This window comes from Pseudaestuariivita rosea, from assembly GCF_017592335.1.
GTDB lineage: Bacteria > Pseudomonadota > Alphaproteobacteria > Rhodobacterales > Rhodobacteraceae > Parasulfitobacter > Parasulfitobacter rosea.
The window spans coordinates 1-11,202 of sequence record NZ_JACNMP010000058.1; the positions used below are offsets into that span (position 1 = coordinate 1).

The 11,202-nt window shown below is 53.5% G+C and carries 12 protein-coding genes; 9 read left to right on the forward strand and 3 right to left on the reverse strand.

Annotated features, from left to right (window positions below; translation table 11 throughout):
• The first annotated feature begins 209 nt into the window (after window positions 1-209).
• The 9 genes from H7848_RS19055 to H7848_RS19095 all read left to right on the forward strand — a co-directional run bounded on the left by H7848_RS19055 (window position 210) and on the right by H7848_RS19095 (window position 9,985).
• Window positions 210-893 (forward strand): response regulator transcription factor, encoded by a 684-nt coding sequence (locus tag H7848_RS19055; RefSeq protein ID WP_208354507.1) that lies wholly within the window; start codon window positions 210-212, stop codon window positions 891-893.
• 35 nt (window positions 894-928) lie between these two features.
• Window positions 929-2,041, forward strand: a complete 1,113-nt coding sequence (locus tag H7848_RS19060) for an ATP-binding protein (protein WP_208354509.1) — start codon at window positions 929-931, stop codon at window positions 2,039-2,041.
• 81 nt (window positions 2,042-2,122) lie between these two features.
• On the forward strand, window positions 2,123-3,208 hold the full coding sequence (locus tag H7848_RS19065) for an ABC transporter permease (RefSeq protein WP_272874432.1): 1,086 nt from the start codon (window positions 2,123-2,125) through the stop codon (window positions 3,206-3,208).
• On the forward strand, window positions 3,205-3,918 hold the full coding sequence (locus H7848_RS19070) for an ABC transporter ATP-binding protein (protein ID WP_208354511.1): 714 nt from the start codon (window positions 3,205-3,207) through the stop codon (window positions 3,916-3,918). The genes H7848_RS19065 and H7848_RS19070 overlap by 4 nt, the downstream gene beginning before the upstream one ends.
• Window positions 3,919-3,971: 53 nt before the next feature.
• Window positions 3,972-4,778: an HlyD family secretion protein gene (locus H7848_RS19075; protein ID WP_208354512.1), complete on the forward strand. Its 807-nt coding sequence runs from the start codon at window positions 3,972-3,974 to the stop codon at window positions 4,776-4,778.
• A complete protein-coding gene (locus H7848_RS19080) occupies window positions 4,775-6,124 on the forward strand; it encodes a TolC family protein (protein WP_208354514.1) in 1,350 nt (449 codons plus the stop codon). The genes H7848_RS19075 and H7848_RS19080 overlap by 4 nt, the downstream gene beginning before the upstream one ends.
• 469 nt (window positions 6,125-6,593) lie before the next feature.
• On the forward strand, window positions 6,594-8,024 hold the full coding sequence (locus H7848_RS19085; protein WP_208354515.1) for a S41 family peptidase: 1,431 nt from the start codon (window positions 6,594-6,596) through the stop codon (window positions 8,022-8,024).
• Window positions 8,025-8,035: 11 nt separating this feature from the next.
• The gene (locus tag H7848_RS19090) at window positions 8,036-8,761 is read left to right on the forward strand and encodes a MipA/OmpV family protein (RefSeq protein ID WP_208354516.1); all 726 of its coding nucleotides are present in this window, start codon (window positions 8,036-8,038) and stop codon (window positions 8,759-8,761) included.
• A 54-nt stretch (window positions 8,762-8,815) separates the two neighbouring features.
• Window positions 8,816-9,985, forward strand: a complete 1,170-nt coding sequence (locus tag H7848_RS19095) for a helix-turn-helix domain-containing protein (protein WP_208354517.1) — start codon at window positions 8,816-8,818, stop codon at window positions 9,983-9,985.
• A 375-nt stretch (window positions 9,986-10,360) separates the two neighbouring features.
• Here H7848_RS19095 and H7848_RS19100 read toward each other — a convergent pair whose 3' ends face one another.
• The 3 genes from H7848_RS19100 to H7848_RS19110 all read right to left on the reverse strand — a co-directional run.
• Window positions 10,361-10,744: a hypothetical protein gene (locus H7848_RS19100; protein WP_208354518.1), complete on the reverse strand. Its 384-nt coding sequence runs from the start codon at window positions 10,742-10,744 to the stop codon at window positions 10,361-10,363.
• Window positions 10,738-10,947, reverse strand: a complete 210-nt coding sequence (locus H7848_RS19105; protein WP_208354520.1) for an SET domain-containing protein — start codon at window positions 10,945-10,947, stop codon at window positions 10,738-10,740. Before H7848_RS19105 ends, H7848_RS19100 begins: the two co-directional genes overlap by 7 nt.
• A partial coding sequence (locus H7848_RS19110) for a hypothetical protein (protein WP_208354522.1) occupies window positions 10,947-11,202 on the reverse strand: 256 nt, incomplete at its 5' end. The genes H7848_RS19110 and H7848_RS19105, both read right to left, overlap by 1 nt.

An 11,202-nucleotide genomic window follows, 5' to 3' on the forward strand; every position in this document is an offset into this window, starting at 1 on the left:
TCTCCCGAAGGTCCATCGAAAGTGCCTTACCCACTGCTCGCCCTCCATCTTGTGGTCGGCGACAGTGAATCAGCAAAATAAGCCTATGTGAATCCCCCTTGATTCAGGTCGATTTCATCACGCTCTAGGTGCCAGAACCTGCCTATCCCCAGTAATCTTATCAGCTGGTGTGGTTCCTACACTGCTCAAAGTAGCGTAGTGCAAATAGTATGTCTAAAGCAGAGCCATTGATTCTGATCGTTGAGGACGATTTTGAGATCGCAGATATTCTGCGCCATTACCTTGAGCGATCTAACTATCGCACCTTGGTGGCATCGGACGGCGACACCGCGCTTCTTTATGCCGAGCAACTTCGCCCGGATCTTTTATTGCTCGACCTAAATCTACCACTTCGAAGCGGCTTCGAGGTGCTTTCTGTGATGCGAATGAAGAGGCAAACGCCGGTGATCGTCGTTAGCGCGATGGACGACGATATTGATAAGCTCTCTACGCTTAGGATGGGGGCAGATGATTATGTGACAAAGCCATTCAATCCAAACGAGGTTGTTGCCCGCGTTGCGGCAGTTCTGCGCCGCGGCCTGCGCGAAAAGCCATCGACACTTCAACTTGGGAACCTCTCTTTTGATCGCGACGCATGTAGTTTTAGTACTCCGGGCGGTGTTATCGATCTGACGCCAAGTGAATTTAATCTGTTAAGCCATTTAATAGAAAATTCAGGGCGCGCATTTTCCCGAGGCGATTTATTGGATGCCTGTCTCAGCGAAAGTGATGCAGTTGATCGTACTGTCGATAGTCACATGTCAAATTTACGTCGTAAGCTGGCAAACGCAAATGCTGGCGTAACTATTCGTACAATCCGTGGTATCGGTTATCGACTGGACACTGGAACATGAAGCCGCTTTCCAGGCACTTAATGAGGATTGGCGGATTGGCCGCGCTGGTGGCGGTTGCAACAATCTTTGGTTTGTTCCTGTTGATTGATCTGATCATCTGGGGTCGGTTTGAACAAACGCTGCCGCCTCACCTTCTGGCTGAATATATCGGTAACGAACCTATGTCGGATGAGTTGGTTGATCGCATGAATGCCCATCTACCCGACAGACTTTTTGTGCTTATTACAATTGGGGTTTCACTCAGCGGCCTTATGGCTGGGGCAGGTGTGGCCATGGCCGGTGGACGGCGCTTGCTACGTCCGCTGGCCTTATTATCAGAAGCAGCACGCGATTTGAGTGAGGGTGATCTGACTGCACGCGTTGAGACGAAAGAACGCACCACGGAAGAGGTTGCGCGGTTTATCCGGGACTTCAATACTATGGCAGCAGCAGCAGAAAGATCCGAACGTGAAAGGCGCGAAAGCGCAGCTGCAGTAGCCCACGAATTACGTACCCCCCTCACTGTACTTTCTGGACGTCTTCATGGGATGCTGGATGGCGTCTTTCCGATGGACCGGCAAGCACTTAGCGCCCTTCTTACACAAGTTGAACTTTTGAGTCAGATTGTCGAGGATTTACGCCTGCTGACCTTGTTTGAGGCTGGTCGCTTAACGCTTGATATTATACCAACCGACTTGGCGCGTATTGCCGAAGATCATCTTCATGGCATACAGCTTGCCGTGATTGACAGTGATACAGTTATAGAAAGCACTTTGTCACAGGCGCCCATCGACGGTGATACGCTACGAATTACCCAAGCGCTGCAGGCTCTTTTATCAAATGCGATAACGCATGGCGATGGGACAATACGGGTCGAGACCGGATCTGACAGTATGCACTCTTGGCTGCGCGTTATGGATCGCGGCCCCGGTCTGACCCAGGCCCAGGCGCACCGGGCATTTGATCGCTTTTGGCAGGCGGATGTATCGCGCGGATCAAAAGGCTCGGGGCTTGGCCTTTCGGTAGTCATGGCGATCGCCAAAGCCCATGGTGCGAAAGCCAGCTATACAGATCGACCAGGCGGTGGGGCTTTGTTTGAGATACGCTTCACTGCAGCAGTTAGATCTGTTGTCTCCACAGTTTCTCCACAAAACGCGGAAACGACCTGAACATAACTGTGTCAAAACAGTTTTATGTTGAGAATCGCATGGTCATCTGTTCGACATGATTGGCGTCGTTACCTTCCGGTGATGATCTCGGTCGGTGTGTCCGGCCTTTTAATGATCATGCAGCTTTCATTGATGTTTGGGGCGTTTCGCAATGCGTCTGCCCCGATTACTATGTCGGATGTTTCGTTTTGGGTCGGACCGGCAGGAAGCACTTCGCTAGAAAGCAGTTCGGGCTTGACCGAAGCGCAATCCTCGTTGCTTTGGTTAATTCCTGAAATAGAGCGCATGGAGGCTTATGCGCCTGTTATAGGCGATCTTCGGCTGCCGAAAGAACCAGGTGACGATACACTTGAGCAAGAGCATTGGATTCAAATAATCGGCACACCAAGCACGCCAGACGGAATGCTTTATTCAGAACTGCTGCCGCTAAAGACGCGCGCTGCATTGGCCGAACCAGGCTCGATAATCCTTGATACGGCATTTGCGGCCCGACTTGATGTCGAAATTGGCGACCGCGTTCTGATCAATAGCAAAGATGCTCGTATTATCGGCCTGGTTGATGGGCTGCGTGGGGTTTTGGACACGCCTGTAATTACGTCTCAGGTGACAGCACGTTTTTTTGCAGGCACGGAGCAGACGCCGCCAAAATTTATATTGGTCAAACTTAGGGACGATGTCACACCCGAAGCGCTTGATCGTCTTTTGTCCAGTTTTATCGGGCATCCAGACCTTACATTCTGGATGGAAGACGAACTTATCGCATCCAGCATGGCGTCATGGATGGCATCAGGTTTAGGTGCGGTCTTTACCTCGTCAGTTGGTATCGCGCTCGTTGTAACCTTGCTTATCGTAAGTCAGTCTTTTGCCGGATCAGTTGCGGCATCCATTCGCGAATACGCGGCCCTACGTGCCTATGGACTGTCATTCGGACGGCTTCAGCGGCTTGTTATGGCGCAAGGCGGGATTGTCGGGATTGCGGCAATCGGAGTGACAGCCATCGTGGCAGGTTTTCTGATCAGCTTTCTGCGGGCACGAAATGTGTCTGTCGTTTTGACCCCTTCACTTGTTATATGGTCGGCAGTCGCGTTGATGATCGTAGTTTTTCTGTCGAACCTACTGGCCCTGCGTCGTCTGCGCCGGGCCGACCCTGCGGCACTTTTGCGATGAAAGACACCAGTACCCCTCAACCGGCGCTTTTGGCGCGTGGCTTGACCAAGTCATTCCGTAATGGCCCCGCGACTATCGATGTCGTGCGCGATCTAGACATCACCGTCAACCAAGGTGCCTTCACTCTCATCAAGGGGCCATCCGGCTGTGGCAAGTCCACATTACTTGCTATGCTCGCCGGACTGACGCCGCCAGACAGTGGAACCGTTATGGCAGGCGAGACATCACTTTGGTCGCTTTCGCGCAAGGCGCGCGATGCGTTCCGGCTTGCCCATATGGGGTTTATCTTCCAGGGCTCAATCCTGCTACCCAGCCTCAGTGCGCGCGAGCAGGTCGCATTTGTATTGCGTGAAATGGGCATCAAGCGCCGTGACGCCCGCGCTTGCGCAGAGGAAGCTTTGCGCAATGTCGGCCTGGGCGACCGTATGCGTCTGCTGCCGGCAGCCCTGTCAGGCGGGGAAAAGCAGCGGGTTTCTGTCGCTTGTGCGCTGGCAAAATACCCTCGTGTGATTTTCGCAGACGAACCGACAAGTGCGCTTGACAGCGAAAACGGCCAGCTTGTGGCATCGCGGCTGCGCGATCTTGCACGGCAGTCTGGTGTTGCAGTGGTCTGTGTTACCCATGATGACCGCCTGACGCCCTTTGCCGACCGCATTCTTCAGATGGAAGATGGGCGCATTCTTGGCATTCAGACCAGAGAGAGTAGTTAAACATGCTAAGACTTATTTTGCTTTTTTTCCTAACACTTTTGCCCATCTCTGCCATGGGACAGACCCCAGAAGGCCCTTGGCTCGCGGTGGCTACGGGTCGCGTCGATATCGAAGGTGGCGTCATGCGGCTTGCCGCACAGCGCGAAGGCGTCATTGCCGAAGTTTTCGTGACCGAGGGCGACCGCGTTGAAAAAGGTCAGCCGCTAGCCCGAATAAACGACACAACGGCACAGCTTCAATTGCAGATCGCGCGCGAACAGCTTCTTCAGTCTGAAATTCAAGCGGAGCTTGCCCAACTGCGCGCCAGTCAAGCACTTGCAGAGTCAGTACGTCTGTCCTCACTGGTTGCAGCTGACGCGATCCCCTCTCGTCAGGCCGATGAAGCGCGTCGTGCCAGCCAGCAAACTGATCTTGAGGTTCGCAGCGCCAAGATTGCCGTCACACTTGCCGAACGCGGCGTCGCTCAGCAAGAGGCTGAAGTTGAGGCGCACGTTATCCGCGCACCCCGCCCCGGCACGATTTTGCGCAGTTCGGCACGTGTTGGCGACGGCACAAGCACTACAAACGTAACCGAAATGTTCCTTCTTGCACCCGACGCCCCCCGTGTGGTGCGCGCTAATCTTGACGAACAATTCGTCGGCTTGGTCGAGGCGGGCCAGAAGACAGAGATTATATCAGAACAGGCTGTCGGCGAAACCTTTGCAGGCGAAGTGCATCGTGTCGCAGGGGTCTATGGCACACCCGGACAACCGGGGAACGATGCGCGAACAGTTGAAATCGTAGTGCGTATCGATGCCAAACCCGAAGTTGCGAATGATCTGATCCTTGGTCAGCGCATGGTTGTCAGGGTGTTGCGATGAGATCAGTTATTGTCATCGCATTCGTCCTTGGCCTTGCAGGCTGCGCTCTGCCAGAGCTTGACGGTCGCCCCGTTAAGGCTGTTCGCGCAAGCGATCTTGCCGTCAGTGAACCGACGGTTTGGGCGCTCGATTTTGGGGATCGGGATTTGCGACGGATGCTGGATGAGGCTGATATTGCCGGTCTGGATGTCGTTGCTGCCCGTGCCCGCACGCGGGCGGCCGATTTGACTTTGGCGCAAATCCAACGCAATCGCGCGCCTCGGATAGACGGCACAGCTGTCGCACAACGTCAGGAAACCGAAACCGAAACGACCCAAAGCGTCTCGTACACAATAGAGGGCAGTTTTGAACCTGACCTGACAGGTCGTCTTAATGCGGCCCTGCAAGCGGCGAAGCTTGAGCGTAAGGCGCAGGATATTGATCTTCTGATCGCACGGCGCGAGCTTGCAAGAGCTGTCGTCGAAGGCTGGATTGCCTTGGCAGAAGCAACAACGACAGCTGCGCGCGCCAACGAAAAAGTAAGGTTGGCAGAGGCGGTGTTGCCTGCTGCGCGCGCAAGGGCCGCAGCGGGGGAAAGCACAAGCCTTGACGTCGCAAGACAGGTCCGCGAGTTGACCAATGCCCGTGTTGAGGCTGCCCAGACATCAGGACAGATAGCTTTGGCAAAAGCGCGACTACGCGCACTTGGTGTCCGCACAATTCCAAACACGATATCGCTCCGCGATCTCAGGCGGCCTTCGGTTCCAGCGCATACCGATTTGGATGCCGTGACCAACCGCCCGTCCGTCTGCGCCGCCTGGCTGCGTTTTCATGCCGCTGATGCATCGCGCGCAGAAACACTTCGCAGCACACGCCCACGGCTTGTTGTAACTGGGTCACTTGCCGCAACCGCACGCACTCTGGCTGGCGTATTGTCTGGCAATGCAGCCGCACTTAGCAACAGCGTTCGTCTTGAGGGGACGTTTTTCGATGACGGATCTGCACGTCGTGGCGTCGATCGCGCGCGTTTATCTGTCGCCGAGGCCGAAATCGCTTGGCTACAGACCCGTGCCCGGGCCGAGATCGCCGCCCTCGAAGCAATTGTCGACCTGCAGGGCGCAGAGGCTCAGCTTGACAGCAGTTTCGCCGGATATCGCTTGCTTGCAACCGATCTGGAACAGGCACGTGCACGACGTCAAGCTGGTGTCGATGCCGGAGTCACTCTGATCGAGGCCCAATCCGCCTTGGCAAGCGCCCAAACCGAAATCGACACAGCACGCGCCGCAGCTTTTCGCGCAGCTTTGCGCTGGCATGATCAGACAGGAACGACCATCAACTGCACAATTGAACATTTGGATCGTATCTAATCGTTCGTTGCGAGACTAAGTTAGAGATTTGCCTTGATTTGGTGACCACTGTATCATCAGAAGTCCTGAACCAAGTCCAATTGTCTAGATTTTCCTATGCTGTATGTTTTGCAAGCATCGCGTGGCTACGCTTTCGGCTGAAACATCACTTACTGAGCCTATCCATCCTTCGTTCGGCGTCAGATCGTTCTAAGCCCAGCCTGATCGTTCTACTTTGTGCTGCGTGTGTATGCGGCAGACAAAGCGCTGCAAACGGCTTGTCTGTGGAGGTAAAAAGGGCGCACGTCTGCAACGCAACGTGATGGTTATCTTGAATTTGCAGGCCGCTGATAATCTCAAGCCTCCATTTTATCCGATAATGGATGCCGTGCAACTGCCGATTTTTCTGTCCTTCCCGATTGGGTGAGACGACGCGACAGCGCTGCCAGCCTAGAAGTTTGGCATGATTCACTAACCAAGGCAAATTTCAATGCGACGATCAACAAAAGCTGCGGCTTGTACAGCAGCAGCCCTTTCACTTTTGGCCTGCGCCAGCACCGCAGCAGACATCGCCACCAGGCTGCAGTTGCAACAAAGCGTCTGGATCAGCGATGGCTATGGCTACGTCATCGATCTTAGACCGGGTCAGCAAAGACTTTATCATGTGGCTGGCAAAAGCTGTGTGCTGGATCAGGCAGCCAGTGCAGAACTGGATTCAATCCTGACTTCTGACAGTGTTCAGGTCGGAGTAAGTGGCAGTTCATTTACCTATGGGATAAAGTATGAGCCGCACCGCACAACTTACATCAGCCAAGACGCTTTGCCAGCTGCTTGTGCAGCGCCTTTGCAGAACACGGTTGAAGGCAATTTTCAGGCTTTCGCGGACATCTTCGCCGCTAATTATGCGTTCTTTGATCTTTATGGTGTGAACTGGGATGCACGTGTGCGTGCGGCGCGGCAACGCCTTTCAGCTGACATGACAGACGAAGCGTTGTTTGCGCTGTTTGCGCGAATGATTGCCCCCCTGCAGGACGGTCATCTGGAATTGAACGCCGAGATTGATGGTGCCGAATACAGCGCGGCCCCGAAAACAACGCCTCTTGGCCGCGGTGTCAGCAAATTGGCAGAGACGCTTGGCGTGGACGAAGATGAGGTATTCGTCGCGCAGCTTGAAAACTATTGGGTTGATGGTATCGGCGAACGGATTTTGCAAGATCAAGGTGCTACGGCCGCTGGCGGTAAAATCCAGTATGGTGTGATCGACGGCAACATTGGCTATCTTGCCGTATTGATGCTGACCGGATTGACCGAAGATGAACTGCTATCCACACCAGATGATTTCGATGCTGATCGCGAATATGCCGCGATAAATCAAATCATGGATGACGTAATGACTGCCTTTGCTGATGCAAATGTGCAGGCCGTTATCGTCGACGCAAGCATTAACTTTGGCGGCAACGATTTTCTGGGCCGCGAAATCGCGGCTCGTTTTGCCGATGAACGCCGTCTTGTCCTGACAAAGCGTGCAGCCGACGCACAAGGGGCGCAAGCAACGCCCGTCTATGTTCAGCCATCGGACCGACCGTCTTTTTACGGTCCGGTCTATCTGATGACGACGGAATCGACCGTCAGCGCGGGCGAAATCATGACACTTGCGTTCCGCGCGCAACCCAATGTCACACATGTCGGCCAGCCGACCCAAGGCGCGCTTTCGGATGTTTTGTATAAGACACTGCCTAACGGATGGGAAATCGGGATGTCGAATGAAGTCTATCGCGACCAGAATGGCATCCTGTGGGAAGGCCGTGGTATTCCGCCTGAACTGCCCATCAATATCTTCTCGGAAACCAATCTGGTTAGCCGTCATCCTGCTGCTGTGCGGGGACTCGTCGCACATATCCAGCGCGCACAATCAAACTGAAAGACACCGTAATGAAAAATATCTATGTGATCATGCTGCTTTGCGCGGCCACTCCATCCTATGCGGAAGGCAATTTTACCGTTGGTGGATTTGTCGGTATCGAAGATGGCGGTTACGTCAGCGATGACAATACCACCGCATTCATTGTACCCTATTTTGCCTATGATACCGAACATTTTCATATCGGGATCGACGGTCTTGGCTATCACGTTTTGAACGGGGACAACGCCAGCCTGTCACTAACCGCTGCGTCAAATCTGGGTCTTGTCTTTGATGAAGATAACGACTTTTTCGACGGAATGGAGCGTGAGGCAGATCTGACCATTGGGTTAGAGGGTACTTACGCGTTTGATGGCGGCCTGTTTATCGCGGCAACTGCTGATAAGGATATCTCTGACGCGCATGGCGGTATGACTGCCAGCGCAGCGATCGGGTATGAGACTGACCTTTCCTTGGTTGGTATAACTGTGTCTGGCGGTGCAAAATACACGTCTGAACAACACAATCAATACTATTATGGGGTTTCACAGACCGAGGCGCGCAGCGGCAGGCAAGCCTTTGAAACAAAGGATGCGGTGTTGCCATTTGCAAGCATCGAAATGGTGTTCCCGGTATCGGACAACGGCGCGATCGTGGGGCTTCTGGACTACACCGACCTTAGCGATATCGGAGATAGCCCATTGCTTGAAGCCGATTATGAGGCCTCTGCTCATATCGGTTTCATTTACAGCTTCTGATCAACGCGGTCGCCGCCTTGCACGTAGGTGGCGGCCCCGATAAGGCGCATAAAGATGGACGACGCGCACCTGATCATGCTGATGGCAACACTACGCACAGGCATATGCCTGTTTTGCGCCAGTGTTCTTTTGACACGCCGCAGCGACAAGACACTTTTTCGGCCTCTTGGATTGCTGTTCCTTTGCCAGGGACTGACCGAGGTTCCAGGGCTGGTTATTCCGGCTCCGGCCACGGATAATCAATTTGCTGTGGTCCACTATTTCGAAGTGGCACTGATGATGCCGGACTTAATCAGCCCGTTCCTTTTGTGGTGGTACGTCTGGGAACTGACCAGGGAAGATGGGCATCAGGCGATACCCCGGAAATGGCAGCACTTTACGCCGCTGGTAATTGGGCTTTGCCTGATCGCGTTGGTCCTGTTCATTCCACCAAGCCTGCTACAATCTGACGTGGAATTTCCCGGTACGCTCGCACCTCAGGTTATAGCCGGAATTCTTGCATTACTAGGCCTGAATCTATTGATGACCGGACTGGTCATCACATATCTGGTATTGGTCATCCGGCGTCTGGCGCGGCACCAGAAGCGCCTAAAGGACATCTTCGCCAGCACCGAGAACCGAGAGTTGCGATGGATCTGGCTGATCATTCTTTGGTCGGTTTTCTACGTCCTTTTCGATGTGACGGGCTTTGTTTCCACATTTTTTGACGACGCGATACCGGCGGGGCGGGCATTCTGGCTTGACCTGTTGGAAGAGGTAACACTAATCGGATTGATATGGGTCATCGGCATTTGGGGGCTCAGGCAGCGGCCAGCATTCGCGCTGGTCCAGGCACCCAATCAGGACCGGCAACCAGAGGTGCGGCAACCCAAATACGAAAACTCTGCTTTGGACGACGTACAATCCAGCCGGATTGCCACAAAAATCAACTCGGCCATGCAGAATGACCTGCTTTACCGTAACCCCAATCTGTCGCTCTTTGATCTTTCAAAACATATCGGTGCATCATCGCATTACGTATCTCAAACGCTTAACACCAAGCTGCACGCGACTTTCTTTGACTACGTGAACAGCTGGCGGATCAAGGACGCGTTAAAGCAACTGACGACAACCGATGAGACTGTATTGATGATCGCATATGATGTCGGCTTCAACTCTCGCTCATCATTTTACAAAGCATTCAAACGCGAGACCGGGAAAACACCGATGCAGATCAAAACGTAGTTGTAGTGATTTGCAAACATAATCGGCTCGGCTTGCAATCATCGTAATTTTAGGCCCGAATTCACCTGCGTCTATCGACGACCGAAAACCCAGATTATGTGCGAACGGATTGTCTTGCAAAACGAGGGAAATCCAGACGCTATACTGCCGCTGAGTTCGCGGTCAGAGACCTTGAAAACTCTTGTCCTGAAATCTCGTCTGAATATTTACGTTAAGTCACGCAATCTGTAGACGGGAACTCAGACAGGCACAGGCGCTTGGAAACATCTCGCAAATCGCAGTCGCATTTAATCTGATCCGAGGCTGATGATTGCAAGCCGTTACATATAGCTAATGCTGATAGGTTGGCCGGAAATATACCGGCCAACTTTGTTGTCATAGCTTTTGGTCGCAGATGCCTTGCTCAAAGAAGCTTATGGCCTGTTTGAGCAATTGATCTGCCTCTTCCAGCACGACGCCGTCGCGGGTTGTGGCGGGCAATGTATTCGCTGCTATCATGATATCCGCTTCGGCAATATCTCGGGTTTGTGCTGTCGCGCGGTGCAAAATGAGATGCGGCGTGAGGGCTTTGCGAAGGCTTTTGCAGGCGTTGAGGCGTTCGACATCTGTCCCATCATCGTCGCAGATTTGCCGATAGCTGACGATGCTAGGGCCAAAACTTATTTTATTGTCACCGCCGACCTGAAAGCGGCGGGCCCGCAGCAATCGTACAGCGCGAAGAGCATAATCACGGGCAATGGTGAGATCTGTGTCTAACATAAAGCGGCGTCCTGTATTTTGATCATATTGGTTTTCAATGTTTCGATCGAAGGCATGGCTTTGTCGAAGGCATCGGCGATCAGTCGCGCTGCGCCCGCGATTGGATCATCAGGGTGGATCGTGGCCAATCGCGCGGCCTCCTCAGAAAATGGATCATCAGTGTAGTCCAGCCTGAACAACCGATGCAGTTTCCGGAGATCCATCAAAAGCGCCTGTGCGGGTCTGCCGTGTTGCAGCGCAGCGACGATATCTCCCGCGCGATCCACCCATTTTGTACCGCCGAGGCGATCTGCGGCTTCAATAAGCTGCGCTTGTCTGACTTCAGCACCTGCCGGTTAGATTTAGGGGTTTGCGCAAGGGAGGATTTCTGGTTCATCGAAGCCATTATGGAGCGAAGATGAACAAGAAGTCCGGGACATCGAAGGATGCCGCTGACAAGTTGGTCAGGGGGATCAAGC